The following is a 26057-nucleotide window of genomic DNA, read 5'->3' on the forward strand; positions in this document are numbered from 1 at the left end:
CAGTGATGAATGAATCAAAAATCAGAAAAATTAAATAATAATGATGATGTAATTGAGTTGGGCATTAACTTTAATGTTATTAAGCAAGCAAAGTGGCGAATTTTGAGCTTTGCGATAGTTATTACATTATTAGCGATAATGATTACGTTAACTTTAATACCTAAATATAAAGCAAGTGCAACGTTATTAATTGAAGCTGAGCAGGCTAAAGCGGTTAGTTTTGAAGAAATATATGGTTTAGACTCAAACCAAAAAGAATATTATTTAACTCAATTTGAGGTAATAAAGTCAGACAGTATTGCGCGTGAAGTTATTACGAAACTAGATCTGCAGTCACACACTGACTTTATTCCAAAACCTTCAATATTTAATGAAGTTAATATACTAATTAAAGAGTTGCTGCCTTTTTTAAATAAAAAAGAAGTTGCTGCGCTCTCGTATGAAGATCAAGTTGAGCAACAAATGCAAGATTTGCTTAGTATATTTAATAAAGCATTAATAGTTTCACCAATTCGTAAAACGCAATTAGTTAGGGTGAGTTTTGAGTCGAGTGATTCTAAACTTGCAGCCTTAGTAGCAAATACGGTAGGTGAGGTATACATAGACAGCCAAATGCGCGCCAAAATGGGGATAACGCAACAGGCAACAAGCTGGTTAAACACACGTTTGTCACAATTACGGATCCAATTAGATGACTCAGAGGTTCGATTGCAGGCGTACCGAGAGGCGCAGCAATTAGTTGATATAGAAGGTATTGCGGGGCTAGTGACACAAGAGCTAGAGCAAATGTCTCAGCAGCTAGTTGATGCTCGAGCTGCAAGAAATAATTTAAAGAGTATAAACAGAGTAATCAAGGAGTATGGAAATAATAATATAGAATTTTTAGGTAGTATGCCGGAAATAACATCACATAAAGTAGTACAAGATGTAAAGCGCGAGTTAGTACTTGTTGAGCGAAAAGTGAGTGACTTGGGCGAAGTATATGGCAATAAGCACCCAAAAATGATTTCTGCTAAAGCTGAACTTGCAACTGTAAAAGCTAATTTAAATAAGCAAATTAAAGGCCTAGTTACAGGTATCGAAAAAGAGTTAAACAGAACAACTCGAACCGTTAATACATTAGAAGCTGATCTAAAAAAAATCCGAGATGATTATCAATATATTACACGCAAAGAAACGCAGTATAATCAGTTAAAACGTGAAGTTGAAACTAACCGAAATATATTTAATACATTTTTATCTCGCTCTAAAGAAACCGAAGTAACCAGCGACTTCACCTCAGCAGCAGCTCGCTTTACCGATAGAGCATACACACCTAAATATCCCAGTAAGCCCAATAAAAAGCTTATTGTAATAATTACATTTATAGCTAGCTTTGCCTTTGCAGTAGTGATGAGCTTTATATTTGATGCATTAAACGATACGGTAAAAACAAAAAATGACGTTGAAAGTAAACTAGCGCAACGCATGCTAGGTTTATTACCCAAAGTTAAAATATCGAGAAAGAATCCGTTTCCGATATACGCATATTTAGAGGATAAATACCGTCGCTTTGCAGAATCTGTGCGTACATTTAGAACAAGCTTATTGCTTACTCAGTTAGACCGAAATCATCAAATAATAGCAGTTACATCAAGCGTCCCAGGTGAAGGGAAAACCACCACATCAGCTAACTTAGCCTTATCGCTTGCGCAAATGGGGAGCGTTTTACTGATTGATGCTGATTTACGTAAACCCAGCTTAGCAAAACGGTTTGATATACCTGTATTTCACCCGGGATTAAGTAATTTAATTACTGGTACAGAGCAGTTTTCTGAGTGCGTACATTTAGATGAGCGCTCTGGTGTTGCTATTATGCCAAGTGGGCAAATACCATCAAATCCGTTAGAGTTACTCTCTAGCGCCCGTTTTGATGAGTTATTAAAGGTTTTAAAAACCAAGTACGATCACATCATTATTGACACTCCCCCAACACAAGCGGTTAGTGACGCATTAGTAATTGCACAAAGTGTTGATTCGGTAGTGTATGTAGTGAGAGCAGACGTAACAAGGGTAAAACCGATTAAAGCTGGGTTAGAGCGTTTGTTTGAGGTAAAAGCACATGTGGCAGGCGTTATACTTAACCAAGTAGATATGAGCAAAACTAAAGATGAGCATAGCTACGGATACTATGATTATTATGATTACTCACAACCGCCAGAAAAACCTAAACCTAATGGCTAAATTATGATTGATATTCATTCGCATATTTTACCCGGTATTGACGATGGCGCTAAAAATTTAAATGAATCTTTAGCATTATTAAAGCTAGCGCAAAGTGATGGAATAACACATATGGTGATTACTCCGCATATTCATATAGGGCGATTTGATAACTCCGCGGTACAACTTCGCAGAGACTTAGCTGATTTAAAAGAGCATGCAAAACAGGCTCAAATTACTATAAAACTAGCAGTAGCGGCAGAAGTACGCCTTGATATAGAGTTAATGGCACTGGTAAAGGCAAATAAATTGCCCTTCATTGGGAATTTAGCCGGAGCAAATTACTTATTGTTAGAGCTACCACATTCTCATGTACCACCAGGCTACGATAAGTTTATTGACTGGTTAGTAAAACAAAATATTAAAGTGATTATACCTCACCCTGAACGTAACCGTGATATTCAGGCTAATCCTTTTTATATAGAACATTTAAAGCAGTTAGGTTGTGAGTTTCAATTAACCGCTTCAAGTATTGAAGGTGGGTGGGGGGATAAAGCAAAACAAATTAGCAATGACATGCTTAAAGGTAATTTAGTTAATTATGTTGCCTCTGATGCGCATTCGGTAAAACGTAGGCCGCCAATACTTAGTAAAGCAAAACACATTGTGAGTAATTTAGTAGGGGAGGATAAAGCACATATGTTATTTGTAACTAACCCTTGGCGCTTAACTGAGTCACTATTTTGTGATTAGTTTTAAATTAAATAGGTTAATCCCTATTATTGTTTTAGCGCTTATAACTTTGTTTATTGCCTATTACAGTATAAAAAGCATACGCGCCAATGCTTGGTATTTTAACGCTAGAAATACGCTGGAACAGCTGTCCTCTCCAATTAAGCGCTCAGAATTAAAGCAGGCCGAAAAAGCTATTACTTTAGCAGCTAAGTTTGAGCCAAGCCATCCTCATTATTGGCACTTGAATGCGTATATAAAAATATTATCAGTAAGTATTTTAAATCAGCCGACTGTAATTAATGCTCCTACACATCAGCATGCTTATAAACAAGCCGAACAAGCGCTTTTAAAGTCTATTGAATTAAGGCAAACATGGGCAGAAACTTGGATAGCATTGGCGCAAGTGGTGAGTTATCAAGATGGGCCCACAGAGCAGGTTTATGATTATATTCAACAAGCAAAAAAAGTAGGACCTTATAAGCTTGATGTACATTTAGGTATTATTCAAATAGCGTTGATTCATTGGTCGCAGCTAACTCCACAATACAAAGCTTTATATGTTAACGAATTGAAGTTAGCAGTTAAGTATGGCTATAAATTCAATCAAGTATTTGATATTGCAAAACAAAGTAATAGCTTACCCATATTGTGTTTATCGTTACAATTTGGTGGCGATTTCGATTCTGTTCGCAAAAGTTATATATTTAAAAAACATTGTGGTAGTGGCAAATAAAAATGCCCAGAGTTATAAAAACTCTGGGCTATAAAATGACCCTTAGTTGAGCCTTACGTTAACTGAAGACGCTTTCTTGATTATAGGGAGAAGAAGAAAGTACATATAAGTATAGCTAAAATCATTAAAACCGCACATTTATTATCCGAATTTAAGTACTTTTAACAACCCAATTATATTCAAAAATGTATACATGTTTTAATACTCACATTTTACATTAAACGCTGTTTAATTGCTTTGTGCCCATGTTATTAGCTGCGTATTTTGTACTAGATCGCGTGGGAGTGAGTTTTTAACTTTATTTTTTTGCCATTTACCTAAGCCAATAGGGCAGCCACATAAAGTTAAAATAACCTCTCCTGTATTTTGGCTTACATCAGCTAAGCGAATATCCTTACCCTGAAAGTAGTCGTTAGCTTGAGTGTCGGTTAAAGGCAACACATTACTTTTACACTGCTTACCAAATGCGGTTGCAAACTCGTGGGCTAAACGCACGCCATTATTATGAATGGCACCAAGTTGAATGCCTAAACGGGCGTATTTAATTTTGTTTTGCACAGCTTCAAACTCCTGCGGAAATAACCACAGCTCTTTATCGCGCTGCATTAATATGCCCGGTAAGGTATTTAAACCAAATTGTTGCTTAAGTGTTTGCATAAAAACAGCACTTTTTTTGCTCTCAAATTGCTGAAACGGAAAAGCACCTTTTTTGACTTTTAGATTAGGGTTGTCACTACTTGCTTGTTTTTTGAATTTGGCAATAAAAAAGCCTTCACTGTCAAACGTTTGCGGCCACACATGTAAATACCCCTCTGGCGTAGTTGCTTTACTTGCGCCAGGAAATAGATCACTTAAAGACTCGGGTATTATACAGTCGCCAAATTCACTGAGTAAAAAGTCGCACACGTGTTGGTTTTCAAGTGGAGTAAGCGTACAGGTTGAATACACTAAGGTTCCACCGGGCTTTAAGGCGTAAAATGCACTTTTAATTAGATCTTTTTGTACTTGGGCAATTTCAATATTAGAGTCGATTGACCAATTTTTTAGTGCATCTGCATCTTTTCGTACTGTGCCTTCGCCAGAGCAGGGGGCATCGAGTAAAATGCTATCAAAGCACTCAAACATATAATTACCAAAAATCACCCCATCAAAATGCGATAACGCACAGTTACCTACTCCCATGCGTTTTAAAGTAGCGCTAAGTACTTTTAAGCGTGATGACGAAAGCTCATTTGCAACCAACACCCCTTGGTTATTCATTAGTGCAGCAAGCTGCGAAGTTTTAGAACCAGGTGCAGATGCCATATCAAGAACGTAATTAGTGTGCTCTATACTTTGTTTTAGTGCTATGGGGGGCAGCATAGAGCTTGCTTCTTGAACATACATAGCACCGCTAAGGTGAAGATCGGTATTGCCAAGTGCTAGGTTTTGCTCTTCTGCGGCAGGGCGCTCTAACCAAAAACCTTCCTCGCACCATGGAATAGGAGTGAGTAGCCAATTTTTTTGCTTAGCGTATTGCTTAAACTCAGTAACAGATATTTTTAAGGTATTAACACGAATAGATTTTCGTAGTGGCCGCCGGCAAGCATTAATAAAGTCGTCTATATCTAGGTGTGCAGGTAAATAGGTTTTTACATCATCGATAAAGTGCTCGGGGATAAAGGTATTTGCGTCCACGGTTTGGCCAGTCGTTATATTAAAGACAAATAATAACATTTCTTAAAGTGTGTTTCAGTGCTTAACAGGTAAAAAGTTAGTTTTTATTGGTGTCGACACTTAGCAGTGGTTTATCACTTTAGAGCAGATAATTATTATACTTTAGGCTAATGATGTCGACAATAAGTGTGTTTTTTAAGTTTTACATACTGTTTTAGGGTTGACACTTAGTGGTAGTGAGTTCATAGTGGCTTTATAAATTGTCGACAATCTAATAGTAACCTATGACGCAAAGCCTGTTAAATGAAACACCTATTACAACCGCATCAGATCAAGTGTTTGTAAATATGCGCCGAGAAATAGTAGAGGGCAGCATAGCACAAGGCAGTAAAATATCTGAGCCAGAACTGGCAAAGCGTTATGGAGTGAGCCGTGCAACGCTGCGTGAAGCGTTAAATCGTTTAGAAAGCTGTTATTTAGTTGAGCGTAAAGCCAACATAGGTTGCCGAGTTGTATCGTTAACAGCAGATCGCTTGATAGAAGTTTATCAAGTGCGCAGTGCCTTAGAGGGCTTGGCGTGTCGTCTTGCTGCCGACAATATGGCAGCCGATGAAGTCCAAGGTTTAAAGCAATTACTTAATCAGCATTTAAAAACGCAACGAGTAAAAGAAGGCGAGTCGTACTATCAAGAAGCAGGTGATTTAGATTTTCATTACCGCATTATTAAAGGCAGTAAAAATGCCCACTTGATTCATTTGCTATGCCACGACCTTTATCAATTAATAAGAATGTACCGCGTACAAATGGGTATGGTTGGTCCGCGGGTATCAAAAGCATTTGATGAGCACTTAGCTATTATTAATGCGATTGAAAACCACGATGGTGAATTAGCCGAAATGTTGATGAAGCGCCACATAAGTGCTTCACAAGCCAATATTCAAACTAAATTTGATTTACTTGCAGCGCAAACTAAAGCCAGTTAAATAAATCGTTTTAGTATTTAAAATATCAAAACTGCCCCAGAGCAGCCACCGTTCAAAGTTAGGAGAAACGAATGTCAGCAGGATCAAAGTTTAAACAGGCTATTGCCAATAATCACCCATTACAAATAGTGGGTACTATTAATGCGTACACAGCAATGATGGCTGAAAAAATGGGTCATCAGGCAATTTACTTATCGGGTGCTGGTGTTGCCAATGCTTCTTTTGGTATGCCTGATTTAGGTATGACTAGCCTTGATAACGTGCTTGAAGATATTCGCCGTATTACCGGTGCAAGCGACTTACCTTTATTAGTAGATGCTGATACAGGTTGGGGTGGTGCGTTTAATATTGCCCGTACAGTAAAAGAAATGACTAAAGCAGGCGCTGCCGGTTTTCATATTGAAGACCAAGTAGCGCAAAAGCGTTGTGGCCACCGCCCAAATAAAGAAATAGTTAGCCAAGGTGAAATGGTTGACCGTATTAAAGCTGCTGTAGATGCAAAAACCGATAGTGACTTTTACATTATGGCACGTACCGATGCGTTTCAAAAAGAAGGTTTAAATGCCGCTATTGAGCGCGCAGCAGCGTGTGTTGAAGCCGGTGCAGACGCCATTTTTGCAGAAGCCGTGCACGACCTTGCCGACTACCAAGCATTTACAAAAGCGATTAACGTTCCTGTATTGGCTAACATTACTGAGTTTGGTCAAACGCCTATTTATACTAAAGAACAGTTAGGCGATGTGGGCGTTGAAATGGTGCTTTACCCATTAAGCGCATTTAGAGCGATGAACAAAGCAGCCTATAATGTATATAGCTCAATTTTAAATGAAGGTTCGCAACAAAGCCAAATTGAAAATATGCAAACCCGTGCTGAGCTTTATGATTTTTTAGATTATCACACCTATGAAAATACCCTAGATAACCTTTTTTCATCAACTAAATAATAATAACAATTTAAGGAGATAAATTATGAGTACTAAAGTATTAGCGGGTGCAGGTTTACGCGGACAAGTAGCAGGTCAAACTGCATTATGTACAGTAGGCCAAACAGGTTCAGGTTTAACTTATTGTGGTTACGATATTAGCGAGCTTGCTGAAAAAGCGCAGTTTGAAGAAGTATCGTTTTTATTATCTCGTGGCGAATTACCAACAACCAGTGAACTTTTAGAATACAAAGCTAAACTAAAAAGCTTACGCGGCTTACCACAAGCACTTAAAACAGTGCTTGAGAACATTCCAAAAGACGCACACCCAATGGATGTAATGCGCACAGGTTGCTCTATGCTGGGCAACCTTGAAATGGAAAATGATTTTAGCGAAGCCAATGATGCGATTGACCGCATGGTTGCAGTATTTCCAAGTATTATTTGTTACTGGTATCGCTTTACGCATGATGGCGTACGCATTGAAACGCAAACAGATGACGACTCAGTTGGCGCGCATTTTTTAACCTTATTACACGATAAAGCCCCGTCTGAGCTATTTGCTCAAGTTATGAATGTGTCACTAATTTTATACGCAGAGCATGAATTTAATGCCTCAACCTTTACTGGTCGTGTGTGTGCATCAACGCTATCTGATATTCATTCATGTGTAACCGGTGCCATAGGTACGTTACGTGGGCCATTACATGGTGGTGCTAACGAAGCGGCAATGGACATGATTGAAAACTTCACCAGCGCAGATCAAGCAGAGCAAGAAATTATGGGCATGCTTGAGCGTAAAGATAAAATTATGGGCTTTGGCCACGCTATTTATCGCGAATCAGATCCACGTAACGTAATTATTAAAAAGTGGTCTGAAAAGCTCGCAGCAGAAGTAGGTGATGATGTACTTTACCCTGTGTCTGTTCGTTGTGAAGAAGTAATGTGGCGCGAGAAAAAGTTATTTTGTAATGCTGATTTCTTCCACGCATCGGCGTATCACTTTATGGATATTCCGACCAAATTATTTACGCCAATATTTGTAATGAGCCGCGTAACAGGTTGGACAGCACACGTTAAAGAGCAACGTGCAAATAACCGTATTATTCGTCCAAGTGCTGATTACACTGGGCCAGATGCACGTAGCTACACACCTATCGAATCACGTTAAAATTATTTGGTGGGCACGTAAAGTGCTCACCTTTTTTATTTGCTGCACACTATTTTAAGGCTCATCACTTTTCACTCTCTCCTTAAATAAGCTAGTAGTGCACAACCACCGTCACCAAATTAGCGAATATTTTAATGACTATAATAAATAATACTGAATATCGAAAACCCTTACCCAATTCAAACGTTGATTATTTTGATGCTCAAGCAGCTGTTGATGCAATTAAACCAGGTGCATATGCAACACTGCCTTATACATCACGTGTATTTGCCGAAAACTTAGTGCGCCGCTGCGATCCAGCAATGCTTACCGATGCACTAAACCAGTTGATTGAACGCAAACAAGATTTAGACTTTCCTTGGTATCCGGCGCGTGTAGTGTGTCACGATATTTTGGGTCAAACTGCACTGGTTGATTTAGCTGGACTGCGTGACGCGATTGCTGCTAAAGGTGGCGATCCGTCTAAAGTAAACCCAGTTGTACCTACGCAATTAATTGTAGATCACTCTTTGTCGGTAGAGCATGCAGGGTTTGATCCCGATGCATTTGAAAAAAACCGTGCTATAGAAGACAGACGTAACGATGACCGTTTCCATTTTATAAACTGGACCAAAACAGCGTTTAAAAATATTGATGTGATCCCGCCAGGTAACGGCATTATGCATCAAATTAACCTTGAAAAAATGTCGCCGGTAATTCAAAACCGCGATGGTATTGCCTTCCCAGATACCTTAGTAGGTACAGACAGCCATACTCCACACGTTGATGCACTGGGTGTTATTGCTGTGGGTGTAGGTGGCCTTGAAGCAGAAAGCGTAATGTTAGGGCGTGCTTCATACATGCGCCTGCCAGACATTGTAGGGGTTGAGCTAACAGGTAAGCGCCAACCGGGTATTACCGCTACCGATATCGTACTGGCTATTACTGAGTTTTTACGCGCGCAGCGTGTGGTATCAGCATACTTAGAATTTTACGGTGAAGGTGCCGATGCACTTACGCTGGGCGATCGTGCCACTATTTCAAATATGACGCCTGAATTTGGTGCCACAGCGGCGATGTTTTACATCGACGATATGACCATAGATTATTTGCGTTTAACGGGTCGTGAAGAAGAGCAAATTGCACTGGTAGAAAACTACGCTAAAACCACCGGCTTGTGGAGCGATAGCTTAAAAACAGCGCAGTACGATCGCGTGCTTAAGTTTGATTTATCAAGTGTGGGGCGCAACATTGCTGGGCCATCAAATCCACATCGCCGTGTATCTACAAGCGATTTAGCTAAAGAAGGTATTTCAGGCGTAGTTGAAAACGAAGCAGGCTTAATGCCAGATGGTGCGTGTATTATTGCCGCTATTACCAGCTGTACAAACACCAGTAACCCACGCAACGTGATTGCCGCGGCATTACTTGCGCGTAATGCTAACGCCAAGGGTTTAACGCGTAAACCTTGGGTAAAAACTTCATTAGCACCGGGCTCTAAAGCCGTGCAATCGTACCTAGAAGACGCTAACTTACTTACCGAACTTGAACAGCTAGGTTTTGGTATTGTTGGTTTTGCTTGTACTACGTGTAATGGCATGAGTGGCGCGCTTGACCCTGTAATTCAAAAAGAAGTGATTGATCGCGACTTATACGCCACCGCGGTACTGTCGGGTAACCGTAACTTTGACGGCCGTATTCATCCTTACGCCAAACAAGCGTTTTTAGCATCGCCGCCTTTGGTTGTTGCTTATGCAATTGCCGGTACGATTCGTTTTGATATTGAAAAAGATATACTAGGTAAAGATCAGCAAGGTAACGACGTTACCCTTAAAGATTTATGGCCGTCAGATGAAGAAATTGACGCAGTAGTTAAGCAAAGCGTTAAGCCAGAGCAATTTAGAAAAGTATACGAGCCCATGTTTAACTTAACCGTAGATTACGGTGAAGATAACGACCCGCTATACGAATGGCGTCCAGAAAGCACTTATATTCGCCGACCTCCTTATTGGGAAGGTGCATTAGCAGGCGAGCGTACCATGACAGGTATGCGTGCACTGGCAGTACTTGGCGATAACATTACAACCGATCACTTATCGCCTTCAAATGCGATAATGGCCAGCAGTGCCGCGGGTGAATACCTATTAAAAATGAACGTACCTGAGGAAGATTTTAACTCATACGCAACCCATAGGGGCGATCATTTAACAGCGCAGCGCGCTACGTTTGCTAACCCTAAATTGCTAAATGAAATGGTACTAGATGGAAGCGGCGAAATTAAGCAAGGTTCGTACGCGCGCATAGAACCAGAGGGGAAAAATACTCGCATGTGGGAAGCAATCGAAGCATACATGCAGCGTAAGCAACCACTTATTATTGTGGCAGGCGCAGATTATGGCCAAGGCTCGTCGCGCGATTGGGCGGCAAAAGGCGTAAGACTCGCGGGTGTTGAAGTAATTGCAGCTGAAGGGTTTGAGCGTATTCACCGTACTAACTTAGTGGGTATGGGTGTTTTACCGTTAGAGTTTAAAGCGGGAATAACTCGTAAAACACTCAAACTAGATGGCAGTGAAAGTTACGATGTAACGGGTGAACCAACCCCTGGTTGCACACTTAACTTGTCAATCACTCGTAAAAATGGCGAAGTACTAAACGTACCAATGAAATGTCGTATAGATACACAAGAAGAGCTGTCTATTTATGCTGCAGGTGGTGTATTACAACGCTTTGCACAAGACTTTTTAGAAGCTACAAAAACAGCATAAGGGCAGGGGTAATTATGTTTAAACCACAAATTAAAGTACCTGCCACATACATGCGTGGCGGTACTAGTAAAGGGGTGTTTTTTAACCTTAGTGACTTGCCAAAGCCTGCCCAAGTGGCAGGTGAGGCACGTAATAACTTATTACTACGCGTTATTGGCAGCCCAGATCCGTACGGCAAACAAACCGATGGTATGGGCGGTGCTACATCTAGCACCAGTAAAACGGTTATTTTAAGTAAAAGTGAGCAAGCCGATCACGATGTTGACTATTTATTTGGCCAAGTGGCAATAGATAAAGCGTTTGTTGATTTTAGCGGCAACTGCGGTAATTTAACCGCAGCTGTCGGTGCTTTTGCTATTAGTAATGACTTAGTTGATAAAAGCCGTGTACCCGATAATGGCGTTGCTGTTGTACGTGTGTGGCAAGCCAATATTAAAAAAAGCATTTTAGTGCATGTACCTATGACTAATGGCGAAGTACAAGAAACCGGTGACTTTGAGCTAGACGGCGTTACATTTGCAGCAGCTGAAGTAAAACTGGAATTTATTGACCCTGCAGATGGCGACGGGGCGTTATTCCCAACTGGCAATGTGGTTGATGACCTAGAAGTGCCGGGAGTCGGTACTTTAAAAGCGACGATGATCAACGCAGGCATTCCCACCATTTTTGTTAATGCAAGCGACATTGGTTATACCGGCACTGAATTGCAAGATGATATAAACGCAGATGCAGCAGCGCTTGAAAAGCTTGAAACCATTCGTGCCTATGGCGCAGTTAAAATGGGACTCATACAAAATATTGATGAGGCAGCAGCACGCCAACATACACCTAAAGTGGCATTTGTTGGTGCAGCACAAAATTACAAAGCGTCAAGCGGTAAGCAAATTAACGCCAGTGAAATTAACTTGTTAGTGCGCGCTATGTCTATGGGTAAATTACACCATGCAATGATGGGCACAGCAGCAGTAGCTATTGGTACCGCTGCGGCAATTGACGGTACGTTAGTTAATTTAGCCGCTGGTGGCGGGGCATTGAGTGAAGTTAACTTTGGTCACCCATCGGGCACCTTAAAAGTAGGCGCACACGCTACAAATACGGATGGTAACTGGCAAGTAACTAAAGCCAGTATGAGCCGCAGTGCACGGGTACTAATGGAAGGCGTGGTAAGAGTACCGCAATAAAGCATTGTTTTAATTACGATTAAGTTATTTATAATTTATGCATAAGTTGATGCGGTAATACTTTAGGGTATTACTCATCAACTTTTTTTGGTTATGGGCTATTTTTGATACTCGTTGACTCTCGTTTGACCAAGCGGGGTAAATATTTATGCTCATTATCACTATCAACTATTTCATTTTTAAAGTGAGTTAACGCCAACTGAGCTGCGTGCTGCGCCATTTTTTCAATGGGGTAGTTTAAAGTGGTTAGTTTTGGCCTTGAATAACGCGCAATCAGCACATCATCAAAACCAATCACCGACACATCACCGGGTACTTTATAGCCATTATCTTCAAGTGTTGAAATAGCACCAATAGCCATAGCATCGTTATAAACAAAAATAGCGCTGAAGGGCTGCCCAGAGGCTAATAAGTTTTGCGCAGCGCTTTGTCCGCCTTGTAGGGTAGGCTCCGCGTATTTAATCAGCGCAGGGCTAATGGGGCTGCCTGCCATATTTAGTTCTGCCGAAAAGCCATTAAGGCGTAGCGCAGGATCTTCAATTTGATATTTACTGCTTATACAGGCAATGTTTTTATGTTTGAGCGTCATTAGATGGCGCGCAGCAATTTTTGCGCCTTCTTCGTTATCTAACCAAATACATTTATGTTTTATTTGCTCAATGTGTCTATTGATAAGCACTAAGCCGGGGAGTTTTTCACATAAAGTAATTAGTTCGCAGTCAGGAATTATTTTACTATGCATAACAACAGTTTGGCAGCGGCGCTCAAGTAATAAATTGATAGCAGCGCGTTCAGATTCTACACTTTGTCCTGCGGTACTTAACAACAATTGCATATTATTTTCGCGGGCTACTTTATCTACCCCGCTGGCTAATAATGCAAAAAATGGGTCGGTAAGTTCGGGGATCACCACGCCTATGGTCATGCTTTTTCGGGTTACTAAAGCACGTGCATTAGCATTGGGCGTGTAGCCAAGCTCTTGCATTACTTTATTTACTTTTTCTATGGTTGCCTTACTTACTTTAGGGCCATTATTAATTACACGAGATACCGAGGCGATAGACACGCCTGCAATTCTGGCTACATCTTTTATTGTTGTCATTGGCGGGTAATCGTTTTCTACATCCTGTTAATAATAAAATTTACACTATTTAACGTGGGCTGTATATGTTGATTTTTTAGGTTGCAAATAGCGGGGTAAGCGTTTACCCTTTTCGGTTTTATCATAAACCACATTTGAGATACTTATGGATACAATTTTTGACCCTACTGAGCATCCACATCGTCGCTACAATCCATTGATTGACGAATGGGTGTTAGTTTCACCGCATCGTGCCAAGCGACCTTGGCAGGGACAAGTTGAAACTCTTGATGAAGACGTTAGAGAAAGTCATGATGAAAGCTGTTTTTTATGTGCTGGTAATACTCGCATAAACGGTGAGGTTAATGACAACTATAAAAAAACTTATGTGTTTACTAATGACTTTGCAGCTCTGAAAATTGATACTCCAGAATTTAAAACAAATGATCCGCTATTTAAAATGGCCACAGAGCAAGGCGAAAGCCGTGTTATTTGCTTCTCTCCAGATCACAGCAAAACCTTACCGCAACTTAGTATTAGCGCTATTACCGACATTGTTAAAACGTGGCAAAGCCAGTGCTTAGAGTTAGGCGAAAAGTATAACTGGGTGCAGGTATTCGAAAACAAAGGGGCGATGATGGGGTGCTCAAATCCGCATCCGCATGGCCAAATTTGGTCGCAGCAGCAATTACCTACTTTGGTAAATAAAAAACAACATGCGCTGAGCGACTATGCTAAAAAATATAACAGTAACTTATTACTTGATTACGCTCAGCGTGAAGCGCAGTCGGGCGAGCGTGTTGTTGTTAAAAATGAAGATTGGCTGGTGGTTGTACCGTACTGGGCAGGCTGGCCATTTGAAACCTTATTATTACCGCGTTTTGCGTTAACACGTATGGTCGACTTAACCCCAGAACAAGCGGTAACTCTAGCCGATGCATTAAAACAAATTACCACTAAATACGACAATTTATTTAATTGTTCGTTCCCATATTCTATGGGCTGGCACGGCGCGCCTTATGATGGGCAAGAGCATAGTGAATGGCAGCTTCATGCAAGCTTTTTTCCACCATTATTACGCTCAGCTACTGTGCGTAAATTTATGGTGGGTTACGAAATGATGGCTGAATCACAACGTGATTTAACCCCAGAGCAAGCAGCACAAAGATTACGTGATGTACCAAACGTACATTATAAGGAGGCATAAGTAATGCCAAGAACTACAATGCTTATTAGCCAATTTGAACAACATTTTAATTGCCCGCCAGAACAGCTATTTCATGCACCTGGGCGCGTTAACCTCATTGGTGAACACACAGATTATAATGATGGTTTTGTGCTACCCGCTGCGATTAATTTTGGCACCGACATTGCTGCAAAAGCACGAGCTGATCGCAACATTAACGTCTTAGCAATTGATTGTAACAGCGAAACCAATAGTTTTAGCCTAGATAAAATAGAATTTAGCCAACAACAAATGTGGGTTAATTATATTCGCGGCACACTGCAAGCATTAATGCAAAGCTATCCAAATATTAGTGGCGCCGACTTAGTGGTATCGGGAAATGTGCCACAAGGTACAGGTTTGAGTTCATCAGCTAGTTTTGAAATTGCTCTTTTAAAAACGTTTGCAACATTAAACAATATTCCGCTCGATGGTGTTAAAGCGGCACTTATGGGACAAAGTGCTGAAAATAATTTTGTCGGCTGTAATTGCGGCATTATGGATCAATTAATTTCATCGATGGGCAAGCAAGGGCATGCCATGTTGCTCGATTGCAGAAGTTTAACCTTTGAATATGCTGTGATTCCAAAGGGAATGTCGTTAGTTATTGTTAACTCTAATGTTAAAAGAGGGCTGGTCGACAGCGAATACAATACCCGACGCGAGCAATGCGAAGCTGCAGCAAAGCACTTTAATAAACCGGCATTGCGCGATGTTACTCTTGAGGAACTAGAAGCAGAGCAAGCTAATTTACCGCCATTAATATATAAGCGCGCTAAACATATAGTCACTGAAAATACCCGTACCGAACTAGCTCTCAAAGCGCTAAACGTCAATGATATGGTAACTATGAGCCAACTTATGGCACAATCGCACCTATCAATGAAAAATGATTTTGATATTACTACCTCTCAAATAGACTTTTTAGTGGATATTACTGCTCAAGTTTTAGGCGATAAAGGCGGAGTGCGTATGACCGGTGGTGGTTTTGGTGGTTGTATCGTTGCTTTAACACCGGATCATTTAGTTGAGCAAGTACGTAACACTATTGACACACATTATTATGCAAAAACAGGGCTTCAAGCAGACGTTTACGTATGCCTGGCTTCTCAAGGTGCTTTTAGTAATTAATAAAACACAATAAAAATCAATAAGACAACAAGGTTAAAGTTATGAAATTACAACCGCTCGACATTGCCATATTTTTTACTTATGTGGTGGGGTTATTAGTACTCGCGCTGTGGATCTCGCGAGAGGAGAAAGGTGCCAGTAAAAATACTGAAGACTACTTTCTTGCTAGTAAAGCACTGCCTTGGTGGGCAATTGGTGCATCATTAATTGCTTCAAATATATCGGCAGAACAAATTATTGGCATGTCTGGTTCGGGCTATGCGATTGGTTTAGCTATTGCATCTTATGAGTGGATGGCAGCAATTACCTTAATTATTGTAGGTAAATATATGCTGCCGATATTTCTTAAAAATGAAATATTTACTATGCCGCAATATTTAGAGCAACGCTTTGATAGCAAAGTTAAAACAGTGTTAGCGCTGTTTTGGCTAGCGGTATATGTATTTGTAAATTTAACCGCTGTTTTATGGCTTGGTGGTTTAGCAATAGAAACCGTTGCCGGTGTTGACTGGATGTACGGAATGATCTTTTTAGCCTTATTTTCAGTCGCTTATTCACTTTATGGTGGTTTGAAAGCCGTTGCTTATACCGATATTTTACAAGTAGTACTGCTGGTATTTGGTGGCTTGTTTTTAAGTTACTTAGCACTAGATGCAGTGGCAGATGGCGACGGAATAATAGCAGGTTTTGGTGTTTTAACTGAGCAGCTACCTAACCACTTTGATATGATTTTAAGCCCAGATAGCCCGCATTATATGAGTTTACCTGGTTTATCAGTATTAATTGGTGGCCTGTGGATAATGAACATTAGCTACTGGGGATTTAATCAATATATTATTCAGCGCGCACTTGCCGCTAAAAACCTTAAAGAAGCACAAAAAGGTATTGCCTTTGCTGCCTATTTAAAATTATTAATGCCAGTAATTGTAGTGTTGCCAGGTATTGCTGCGGTTGTTTTATACCCGCAACTTACCACGCCAGATCAAGCGTATCCGTCTATGATGGCGTTAATGCCAACAGGTATTAAAGGTCTTATTTTTGCTGCATTAGTGGCGGCAATTGTTTCATCACTTGCCTCTATGACTAACAGTATTTCAACTATTTTCACTATGGATATTTACAGCAAGTTAAAACCAGGTAAATCACAAAAACATTATGTATTTATAGGCCGCTCAGCTGCATTAATATCTTTAGCTATAGCCTTGGTTGTGGCAGAGCCATTATTAGGTAAGTTCGATCAAGCGTTTCAATATATTCAAGAATTCACCGGTTTCTTTACTCCAGGTATTGTAGTGATTTTTGTAATGGGTATGTTTTGGTCAAAAGCCAGTTCAGCGGGTGCGTTAGCTGCGGCAATTGGCTCGGCTGTATTCTCAATCCTGTTAAAAGTTTACTGGGTAGCGCTGCCATTTATGGACAGAGTAGGCTTAGTATTTTTACTGTGTTTAGCATTGTGTGTAATTGTATCATTAGCTAAGCCAGATAAAGGCCAAGACAGTAGCGTTAGCCTAGACGATGTTAACTTTAAAACCTCAAGCAACTTCAACATAGCGGCATTGGGTGTAGTTATCATCTTAATCGCTTTGTATACTACTTGGTGGTAATGCAGAATGCTTACTCAGTGAGTATGACAGCCATAGCTATCTGCTCACGTGTTTAACGCAAAATATAGTGAATCAAAGCAGCTTAGGTTGCTTTGATTTTTTTGTGTTCTAATAGACATAACAAGAAAACAGTAAATGAATCAATTACACAGTTATATATTAAGCAATGAGCAAGGCATGCGGGTCGAAATATTAAATTATGGCGCGCGGGTTAAATCTATTTTATTTCCGGTAAACGATACACCCACAGAAATGACTGTTGGGTATGCCGATAGCAGTCGTTATTTAACCGATACTTATTATTTAGGTGCTACCTGTGGTCGCGTTGCTAATCGTATTAGTGGTGCTAGTTTTGAGCTTGAAGGTGAGCAATATTTACTGAGTAAAAATGATGGTGAAAATTGCTTACATGGCGGTGCGGATAACTTTTCTCTGCGTTTTTGGCAAGTGCAATCGAGTACTGCCAACGAAGTGATTTTGAGCTTAAGCTCAGAAGATGGCGACCAAGGTTTTCCTGGCAAGGTTGAAATGCAAATACGTTATCTTTTATCACATGATAATAAGTTGACTATGAGTTTTAGCGCAACCACAAATAAAGCAACCCCTATTAACGCTACTAATCATTGCTACTTTAATTTAGGTGAGCAAAATTGCTTGCCACTCACGTTACAAATAAATGCGGCCAGCTATTTAGAGCGTGACAATAACAGCTTACCAACTGGTAGAGTGTTAAGTGTCAAAAATAGTGACTTTTGTTTTGACCAACCGGTTATTATTGGCCAGCGTCTGCAGTCAGCTCAGCACCCACAACTAACAGGGCCAACAGGGTTTGATCATTGTTTTGTTATAAATCAGCCACAAGCAAACAAAGCAGCAGCGGTATTAAGCTCATTACGCAATAAAGTTAAAATGTCGTTGTACACCGACCAAGCATCTATACAGCTTTATACTGGTGCATTTTTAGCCGCACCATTAAGCCCTGATCAGGGAGTGTGTTTAGAAGCGCAAAATTATAGCGATGCAGTAAACTTTCCAGATTTTGAAAACTCAATACTAAAGCCGGGCGAAGTTTATAATAAATATATTAGCTATCACTTTGAAAATATTTAAATAAAGCTGTGCTAATAGATAGCACAGCTTTATTGGCTATTTAGTATAAGGGCTATGAGCTATTTTTTAACGGGAATATCTTCGAGTATCTTTAAAATAGCCTGATTACTGTTTAATTTGGCTAAATCGATTAGGTAACTTTTTTCAAGATCTTGCATAGGTTGCTTTGTTAATAGCGCTTTTACTGACTCTTCTTCTGCATTTACTATGGCGGTTTTTAACGCTGCAAAGTTTGCGATACTGTGTTCATTTTGCTCAGTCATATTAAATCCTCTTATTGGCGCGAGTTGTGACTTTTAAAGTTATGGCCTTAACTACTTGGCGATATAATTAAATTTACGCGCTTTAATAAACCAGCCAGCGGTGTACTTACTCAATAACAAATAAGTCCATAAAGCTATTTACAGGCATGGCCTCAAGCGCTGTTTGATTTTTACAAAGCGTGAAAATAGTGTGGCATTGTTTATTCTCAAAGCGGGATGCTAAATTAGCTTTAAATTTTTGCTCCAATAGTGGTATCCCTTCTTCACGACGGCGACGATGACCCACAGGGTATTCTATAACTATGTCCTCGGTGCTACTGCCATCTTTAAAGAATACCTGAATAGCATTGGCGATAGAGCGTTTATCATCCTCTAAATATTCTTTGGTAAAGCGTGCATCTTCTACAATGTGCATTTTGTTGCGCAGCTCATCAATAATCGGGTGTGCGTTATGAAATTCGTCTTCGTAATGATCAGCGGTTAAATTGCCAAATATTAACGGCACTGCAATCATGTATTGTAAACAATGATCGCGATCGGCTGCGTTAGCAAGGGAACCCGTTTTTGAAATAATACGAATGGCCGACTCGTGAGTACGCACAACAATTTTATCAATATCAGCTAACCGATCTTTTACCTGAGGATGTAAAATAACCGACGCTTCAGCGGCTGTTTGGGCATGAAACTCAGCAGGAAACGATATTTTAAATAAAATATTTTCCATAACATAACTGCCGTAGTCTTGGGTGAATAAAAACTGCCGTTCGGCCTCAGGTTTAAGTGCTTGGTCTTTGTTGGTTTTAGAAAAAGAGACATCATAAAACCCCCATTGCGGGGCTGTTAACACGCTTGGAATGCCCATTTCACCACGCATAGATATATCAGCTAAATGAACAGCTCGGGAAGTTGCATCGCCAGCAGCCCATGATTTACGAGAGCCTGCATTGGGTGCATGCCTATAGGTACGCAGCGCTGAGCCATCTACCCAAGCTTGTGATATAGCGGCCATAATTTGTTGTTTATTGCCGCCCATCATTTTAGTGGCAACCGCAGTAGATGCAACCCGTACTAATAATACGTGGCATAAACCCACCCGATTAAACGAATTTTTTAGCGCTATTACGCCTTGAATTTCATGCGCCATGATCATGGCTTCTAGCACTTCGCGCATTTTTAAAGGTTGTTCACCCTTGCTCAGTCTCACTTGAGATAGATGATCAGCAACGGCTAAAATAGCACCTAAGTTATCTGACGGATGACCCCATTCGGCGGCCAACCAAGTATCGTTATAATCGAGCCAGCGAATAATACAGCCAATATCCCATGCCGCTTTTACAGGGTCGAGTACCAAAGATGTGCCCGGTACGCGTGCACCATTAGGCACAATAGTACCTGCTACTATAGGGCCGAGGAGTTTGCTGCATTCAGGAAATCGCAGCGCTAATAGTCCACACCCTAAAGTGTCTATTAAACAGTTACGGGCAGTATTGAGCGCTTCCTTGCTGCTCACTTTATAATTTAATACATAATCAGCTATATCTTGTATTACATGGTCGTAATCAGGGCGATTATTAATATCTACATTATTACTCATTTTTTATCCTTATTCGTTTAATGTTAACGATTAGAATGTGCACTGAGTATTTAATACATATTTATTAAACACTTTTATCTTTAACTAGTTTACGTTTTAACCATAGCACGAGGCGTTGCCAGCTAATAGGGAAGCAGGTAAACATAATGTCGTATATTTAAAATACACATATGGAAGGTAGGGTTATTATGTACACAGAAATATTGGGCAGCTTTTGTATTCAATATTGTGCAATCTGTATTTAATTACTTAAATTCAAGATAATAGTGGAGACGCAAAAATTAAAAAGGGCAGCGTAGAGATCCGAGTGGATTTTGCGCTGCCCTTATTTATGCAAGCTTAACGTTTAAAGTCATGTTTGTATTTAGTTGGTGATTAATCACCATTGCTTATAAACCCAAGTTTACAATTATAACTTAGGTGGCGTACCTTCAGCGTTAGACACTACCGCATCAATTTGTACTAGCGCATTCATAGGGATAGCTGATACGCCTACCACAGTTCTTGCTGGCAAATCACCTTTAAAGAAGCTGGCGTACACTTTATCAATAGCGGCAATATCGCTAATGTTTTTAACTTGAATGTTAACTTTTACAAGGTCGTCCATAACATGATCAATACTCTCTACAATGGCTTTAATATTGTTTAAGCACTGTGTTGCTTGTGTTGTTACGTCATCAGCTACAAGATTAGCCGTTTTTGCATCAATGGGTAACTGTGCTGAAATATGGTTGTAGTGCGAAAATGCCACTGTTTGTGTAGATAGGGCATTAATTGGTGCATTTTGTGTGTTACTTGCTCTAATAATAATGCCGTGTCTGTCCTCAACTGCTTGTGGTGGAGTGCCATCTCCATGGGATATAACTGCATCAATTTGTACTAAAGCATCCATAGGTAGTGCTGCAACAACCATGGTTGATCTTGCTGGTACGTAAGCTACAGCTCTGGCAATAGCTGAGTCTGGAAAAAAGGTTGTATAAACTTCGTTTATTGCGTCAATATCTACTGGGTTTTTAACAAATATATTTACCTTAACTATGTCGTCAAAGGGTACGTCAATACTCTCTAAAATAGCTTTAATATTACTTAAACACTGTTTAGTCTGATTTTTTATACCACCGGTTACTATTTCTCCCGATTTAGGATCGACAGGTAACTGAGCAGAAATATTATTGTAATGAGAAAAAGCAACTGTATGCGTAGACACTGGGAATATAGGTGCATTATTGCTATTTTTTGCTACTTTAATTAAATCGCAAGGCGCTTGTGGTGTAGTACCTTCGCCATTAGAGATAAGCGCATCCATTTGTACTAATGCCCCCTCTAGCGGTAAAGCTGCCACGGCAACTGTTGTGCGTGTTGGTAAGTAGTCTTGGAAGAAACTGGCGTATACGTCGTTTACAGCATCAATATCTGTGATGTTTTTTAAAAACACATTAATTTTAATCACATCGTCCATAACATGATCAATACTTTCAATAACCGCTTTAATATTTGTTAAACACTGTTTTGCCTGTGTTTTTATATCATCAGCCACAATGTTACCGCTTTTAGGATCAATCGGTAATTGTGCTGAAATATTATTGTAATGCGAAAAAGCAACTGTTTGTGTAGCTACAGTGCAGCTTGGTGCATTATTGGTGTTTCTTGAAAGCTTTATGATTGTGCCGCTCATCTTGATATTTCTCCTAGCTGAGATAGTTATAATGAGATTTAAATTGACCACATTAAAAGTGGGTTTATTCTCGCAGACTATCTAGCTGCTGCTCGATAGTCATTGATTTGAAGGTAAGGGTAACCATAGCATCAACTATGTTAGCGACAGTAAAGCTACCCTAATGGGGATAATAAATTCAGTTGCTATTAGCCAACTGCCAATACGCCACCAATTACAGCAACAACACCGCCAAGTGCACGGGTAGCGCGGTTATCAGCTTTTAGCATAAGTGTGCCTAAACCACGACCAATAAAGGTGATAGCTAAAGTAGCAATAACAAAGCCTGCCATGTAGCTCAATATACTTGCGCCTTCAGCCATTTCTGCACCGTGGGCATAACCATGTGTAAGCATAAATAAAGCGACTAAGCTTGCGCCTAATACGGTTGGTAATTTAGCCATAGTGGCAATTAAAATACCGGCTAGTAATACGGTCATTGCAATACCGGTTTCAACGCCTGCAAAGCTTAAGCCACTCCAAGCAAGGGCCGCACCTAAAACCATGCCGCCAACTACAAATAATGGCGCGCCGCGTTTCATTGCTGTGCTTTGGCGAATACTCCAAAAGCCAATTGCTGCCATTGCTAATAAATGGTCAATACCCATAAGTGGGTGTAACAAGCCACTAAGAAAACCGTTATGGGTTTCAACGCCATGACCAGGGTGGGCTAAAGCTGCAGTAGCTGTTAGCATTAGGCCTAATCCCATCAGTAATTTGGTCATTATTTTCATACTATTCTCCGTTTATATTTTTTACTATTGAATTGTGTTTTGATTAAAAATTGTGTTGCTTAATTAATACTATTTGGCTTGCCAGGTCGGCGTTCAGGTAACATGCCTTGCTTTAAAATAAAGCTGATGATTTCTTCTAAGCCAACACCATCGTAAAGGTTAGCAAAAACGAAAGGGCGTTCACCGCGCATTTTTTTCGAGTCACGTTCCATTACCTCTAACGAAGCATGTACATATTCTGCGATATCAATTTTATTAATTATTAATAAGTCAGACTTAGTGATACCTGGGCCACCTTTACGTGGAATTTTGTCGCCAGCAGACACGTCAATCACATAAAGTGTTAAATCAGAAAGCTCTGGGCTGAAAGTAGCTGATAAGTTATCGCCGCCAGATTCAACCAGTACTATTTCTAAATTGGGGTGGCGTGCTTGTAAGTCGTCAATCGCAGCTAAGTTCATAGAAGCATCTTCACGAATTGCCGTATGTGGGCAACCACCTGTTTCTACTCCTAAAATACGGTCCGCTGGGAGTGCGTCGTGTTTAAGTAAAAAGTCAGCATCTTCGCGGGTATAAATATCGTTTGTAACCACGGCGATATCATAGTGATCTTTCAATGCTTTACATAATTGACGTAATAAAGCTGTTTTGCCAGAGCCAACTGGGCCGCCAACGCCGATTCGTAAACAATGTGTCATTGCTGTTTTCCTTATGTATATAGAAGCGTATTAGCTTCGAAATAATCTTGAATATTGTGTTTCGTGCTGTGCACTACCAAGCGCTAAGCCAGGCATAATTGGCCCAAGTTGGTCGTCGGCTAATGCTAATGCAGTGTCGATTGCGATAACCATTTTAGGCCGTAATTGCTCAATTAAACGCTGCGCTGCAGTATGGCCAAGCGGCATTGCTTTACAGGCAACCGCCAGTTGGTTTTCTAACCAGCCCCAAACAAATCCGAGTAAGCTTTGGCGTACTGGAATTTGTCGCTGCTGCGCTAACCAGGCAAAAACGGTGACATAACCTGGGTCTTGCGGTAATGCTGCATGTCCTTGCTCGATTTGTGGCTGTAACTGTAAACTGTTGAGCAAACGCATCAGGGCTAAGCCTAAGCGAGTATCTTCATCGCTTAATTCGGCAGTTTCACGATTTGCATGTAGCCATTCGTTCCAGTAGCTTAAACCTTCGCTGTCGCTTTTAGCCCAGCAGTTTTGTAGCCGAGCAAGTACCGGTAATTCGCAGCGCGTTAAACCGTCGTCAAGCACACCTTCTAACCATTCGCCAAGTTGTTGCTCATTAGTAACCCAGCCAAGTTCAAACGCGCTTTCTAACCCCTGAGACCAAGCAAAAGCACCAATTGGCAGCGCAGGGCTGATCAATTGCATCAAGCCTAATAATGCCAGATCACTGCTTTGTGTTGGCTCAGTATTAGTGTGCATGAGTATGACCATCGGCATGTGAATGTTCATGGGAGTGAGCATGCGATTGCTCACGACCCGCGTGTGCATATGCACCTGATTCTGGATCAAACGGTGCTTGATGGTGCGTTAATTGCGCGCCTAAAAGTACCGCTAACTCTTCTAATACATGATCTGGCGGAAAACGTATCCAATGGCGACCATCAGCATCAACGCCAATTGCAAGTGACACATGGCGGTTACCTAAGTGGTAACATAAACGTGCCAAAGGCAAGCCGTTTTCTATGTATGCTGTGGTAACCGGCTCATCGGCAGCGCTAATACTAAATACTTCGCCGCTGCTGGCACGCAGTAAATCGCCATTACGAAGCACTGGGCCACGGTCAAGAAATAAACCAACATCATGACCATTGTCGGTCACTGCTTTTAGGCGACCACGAATACGTAACTCGTATGGCAAGGTGAGGGTGTCAAACACAGCATCTTGTGTGTTGCTATCTATTCTTTTTGTTAATTCAAACATTAAATTGTCCTAAAAATGGATTAAAACAAATGGTAGCGCTGGGCTAACGGTAATTCAGTTGCAGGTTCGCAGGTAAGTAATACACCGTCAGCGTGAACCTCATACGTTTGCGGATCTACCGTTAATACCGGGCAAGCATCATTGAGCTTCATATCGCATTTACGCACTTGTCGCACATTTTTACAGGCCACAAGCTGGCTTTTCAAACCGAGCTTTTCTTCAAGCCCAGTATTCATAGCAGCTTGGCTTACAAAGGTCATACGTGTTGCACTTACTGCTTTACCTAATGCACCAAACATACGGCGGTAATGTACTGGTTGTGGTGTAGAAATAGCTGCGTTTGGATCGCCCATTGCTGCACCTGCAATCATGCCGCCTTTTAATATAATTGACGGTTTAACCCCAAAAAATGGCGGTTTCCACAGTACTAAATCTGCAAATTTACCTACTTCGATTGAGCCTACTTCATGGCTTATACCGTGAGTGATGGCTGGGTTAATAGTGTATTTGGCAATGTAACGTTTTGCGCGAAAGTTATCGGCGCCCAGTGCTTCATCTTCTGGTAATAAACCACGTTGCACGCGCATTTTATGAGCGGTTTGCCACGTACGACACACTACTTCGCCAATGCGACCCATGGCTTGCGAGTCAGAGGACATCATCGAAATAACGCCCATATCATGAAGAATATCTTCGGCCGCAATTGTTTCACGGCGAATACGTGAGTCGGCAAAGGCTACATCTTCAGGAATGTTGGGGTCGAGGTGATGACAGCCCATCAACATATCAAGGTGCTCATCCACGGTATTAATAGTGTATGGGCGAGTCGGGTTAGTTGACGACGGCAACACATTAGGCATAGCACAAGCAACAATAATATCAGGAGCATGGCCACCACCGGCACCTTCAGTATGGTAGGTGTGGATACAACGATCTTTAAATGCCTCTAAAGTATCTTGCACGAAACCAGATTCATTGAGGCTATCAGCATGAATGGCAACTTGAATGTCGTAGCGATCGGCAACATCTAAAGCATTGCTAATAGAAGCGGGTGCTGCGCCCCAATCTTCATGAATTTTTAAACTCATAGCGCCGGCTTTAATTTGTTGCTCAAGTGCTTCGGGAGTACTTGCGCTGCCTTTACCTAGAAAACCAATATTAATCGGTAAATCGTCCACGGCTTGCATCATTTTGCCTAAATGCCATGGCCCCGGTGTTGGATTGGACTGATAAGTATGTGTTTAAAGGATTTTAGCAGTGTAAGGGTGCCCATAGGGGGACTCAATATATTGAGGGGGACTAACTACTTGTTCTATTTATTTGTATAAATTAGAT

The 26057-nt window shown here is 40.8% G+C and carries 21 protein-coding genes and 1 pseudogene; 12 read left to right on the forward strand and 10 right to left on the reverse strand.

Features of this window, described 5'->3' with window-relative positions; all coding sequences use genetic code 11:
* The first annotated feature begins 9 nt into the window (after positions 1-9).
* The 3 genes from I6E78_RS11520 to I6E78_RS11530 are packed head-to-tail and all read left to right on the forward strand — an operon-like array spanning position 10 to position 3670.
* Complete coding sequence (locus I6E78_RS11520) at positions 10-2223, forward strand: GumC family protein (RefSeq protein ID WP_197182540.1); 2214 nt, start codon at positions 10-12, stop codon at positions 2221-2223.
* Between the two features lie 3 nt (positions 2224-2226).
* Positions 2227-2955: a tyrosine-protein phosphatase gene (locus I6E78_RS11525; protein ID WP_197182541.1), complete on the forward strand. Its 729-nt coding sequence runs from the start codon at positions 2227-2229 to the stop codon at positions 2953-2955.
* On the forward strand, positions 2948-3670 hold the full coding sequence (locus I6E78_RS11530) for a VpsP family polysaccharide biosynthesis protein (protein ID WP_086994989.1): 723 nt from the start codon (positions 2948-2950) through the stop codon (positions 3668-3670). Before I6E78_RS11525 ends, I6E78_RS11530 begins: the two co-directional genes overlap by 8 nt.
* Positions 3671-3898: 228 nt before the next feature.
* Here the strand turns inward: I6E78_RS11530 and rsmF are convergent, their stop codons facing one another.
* The gene (gene rsmF, locus I6E78_RS11535; protein ID WP_041454719.1) at positions 3899-5347 is read right to left on the reverse strand and encodes a 16S rRNA (cytosine(1407)-C(5))-methyltransferase RsmF; all 1449 of its coding nucleotides are present in this window, start codon (positions 5345-5347) and stop codon (positions 3899-3901) included.
* A gap of 263 nt (positions 5348-5610) precedes the next feature.
* On the opposite strand from rsmF, the gene I6E78_RS11540 reads away from it, so the two are divergent.
* From I6E78_RS11540 to prpF, 5 genes are all read left to right on the forward strand, one after another.
* Positions 5611-6309 carry a GntR family transcriptional regulator gene (locus I6E78_RS11540; RefSeq protein ID WP_011328452.1) on the forward strand — a complete coding sequence of 233 codons (699 nt, stop codon included), beginning with the start codon at positions 5611-5613 and terminating at the stop codon, positions 6307-6309.
* A 71-nt stretch (positions 6310-6380) separates the two neighbouring features.
* Positions 6381-7253 (forward strand): methylisocitrate lyase, encoded by an 873-nt coding sequence (gene prpB, locus I6E78_RS11545; protein ID WP_011328451.1) that lies wholly within the window; start codon positions 6381-6383, stop codon positions 7251-7253.
* A gap of 25 nt (positions 7254-7278) precedes the next feature.
* Positions 7279-8403, forward strand: a complete 1125-nt coding sequence (gene prpC, locus I6E78_RS11550; RefSeq protein WP_197182542.1) for a bifunctional 2-methylcitrate synthase/citrate synthase — start codon at positions 7279-7281, stop codon at positions 8401-8403.
* A 134-nt stretch (positions 8404-8537) separates the two neighbouring features.
* Complete coding sequence (gene acnD / locus I6E78_RS11555; protein ID WP_197182543.1) at positions 8538-11147, forward strand: Fe/S-dependent 2-methylisocitrate dehydratase AcnD; 2610 nt, start codon at positions 8538-8540, stop codon at positions 11145-11147.
* Positions 11148-11161: 14 nt separating this feature from the next.
* Positions 11162-12328, forward strand: a complete 1167-nt coding sequence (prpF, locus tag I6E78_RS11560) for a 2-methylaconitate cis-trans isomerase PrpF (RefSeq protein ID WP_041454466.1) — start codon at positions 11162-11164, stop codon at positions 12326-12328.
* A gap of 91 nt (positions 12329-12419) precedes the next feature.
* On the opposite strand, the gene I6E78_RS11565 is transcribed toward prpF, so the two are convergent.
* The gene (locus tag I6E78_RS11565) at positions 12420-13430 is read right to left on the reverse strand and encodes a LacI family DNA-binding transcriptional regulator (protein WP_197182544.1); all 1011 of its coding nucleotides are present in this window, start codon (positions 13428-13430) and stop codon (positions 12420-12422) included.
* Between the two features lie 145 nt (positions 13431-13575).
* Here I6E78_RS11565 and I6E78_RS11570 point away from each other — a divergent pair, with 145 nt between their 5' ends.
* The 4 genes from I6E78_RS11570 (at position 13576) to I6E78_RS11585 (ending at position 18479) form a co-directional block, all read left to right on the forward strand.
* Positions 13576-14616, forward strand: a complete 1041-nt coding sequence (locus tag I6E78_RS11570; RefSeq protein WP_197182545.1) for a UDP-glucose--hexose-1-phosphate uridylyltransferase — start codon at positions 13576-13578, stop codon at positions 14614-14616.
* 3 nt (positions 14617-14619) lie between these two features.
* Positions 14620-15765, forward strand: a complete 1146-nt coding sequence (galK, locus tag I6E78_RS11575; protein WP_197182546.1) for a galactokinase — start codon at positions 14620-14622, stop codon at positions 15763-15765.
* A gap of 41 nt (positions 15766-15806) precedes the next feature.
* Positions 15807-17369, forward strand: coding sequence for a sodium/sugar symporter (locus tag I6E78_RS11580; RefSeq protein ID WP_011328444.1), 1563 nt, complete (start codon positions 15807-15809; stop codon positions 17367-17369).
* A 135-nt stretch (positions 17370-17504) separates the two neighbouring features.
* On the forward strand, positions 17505-18479 hold the full coding sequence (locus I6E78_RS11585; protein ID WP_197182547.1) for an aldose epimerase family protein: 975 nt from the start codon (positions 17505-17507) through the stop codon (positions 18477-18479).
* 59 nt (positions 18480-18538) lie between these two features.
* Here I6E78_RS11585 and I6E78_RS11590 read toward each other — a convergent pair whose 3' ends face one another.
* The 8 genes and pseudogenes from I6E78_RS11590 to I6E78_RS11625 all read right to left on the reverse strand — a co-directional run.
* The gene (locus I6E78_RS11590; protein ID WP_011328442.1) at positions 18539-18742 is read right to left on the reverse strand and encodes a hypothetical protein; all 204 of its coding nucleotides are present in this window, start codon (positions 18740-18742) and stop codon (positions 18539-18541) included.
* Positions 18743-18848: 106 nt separating this feature from the next.
* Positions 18849-20336, reverse strand: a complete 1488-nt coding sequence (locus I6E78_RS11595) for a bifunctional 2-methylcitrate dehydratase/aconitate hydratase (protein ID WP_011328441.1) — start codon at positions 20334-20336, stop codon at positions 18849-18851.
* Positions 20337-20745: 409 nt separating this feature from the next.
* Positions 20746-22011, reverse strand: a complete 1266-nt coding sequence (locus I6E78_RS11600) for a RidA family protein (protein ID WP_011328440.1) — start codon at positions 22009-22011, stop codon at positions 20746-20748.
* 188 nt (positions 22012-22199) lie between these two features.
* Positions 22200-22784, reverse strand: a complete 585-nt coding sequence (locus tag I6E78_RS11605) for a HupE/UreJ family protein (RefSeq protein ID WP_179807373.1) — start codon at positions 22782-22784, stop codon at positions 22200-22202.
* A 59-nt stretch (positions 22785-22843) separates the two neighbouring features.
* On the reverse strand, positions 22844-23482 hold the full coding sequence (gene ureG / locus I6E78_RS11610; protein ID WP_089368417.1) for an urease accessory protein UreG: 639 nt from the start codon (positions 23480-23482) through the stop codon (positions 22844-22846).
* Positions 23483-23512: 30 nt separating this feature from the next.
* Positions 23513-24220 carry an urease accessory protein UreF gene (locus I6E78_RS11615; protein ID WP_197108153.1) on the reverse strand — a complete coding sequence of 236 codons (708 nt, stop codon included), beginning with the start codon at positions 24218-24220 and terminating at the stop codon, positions 23513-23515.
* On the reverse strand, positions 24210-24722 hold the full coding sequence (gene ureE, locus I6E78_RS11620; RefSeq protein ID WP_197108154.1) for an urease accessory protein UreE: 513 nt from the start codon (positions 24720-24722) through the stop codon (positions 24210-24212). The genes I6E78_RS11615 and ureE overlap by 11 nt, the downstream gene beginning before the upstream one ends.
* 20 nt (positions 24723-24742) lie before the next feature.
* Positions 24743-25942, reverse strand: a pseudogene (locus I6E78_RS11625) (urease subunit alpha); the annotation flags it as partial.
* Positions 25943-26057: the final 115 nt, after the last annotated feature.

The organism is Pseudoalteromonas sp. NZS127, from assembly GCF_015864805.1.
Lineage (GTDB): Bacteria > Pseudomonadota > Gammaproteobacteria > Enterobacterales > Alteromonadaceae > Pseudoalteromonas > Pseudoalteromonas nigrifaciens.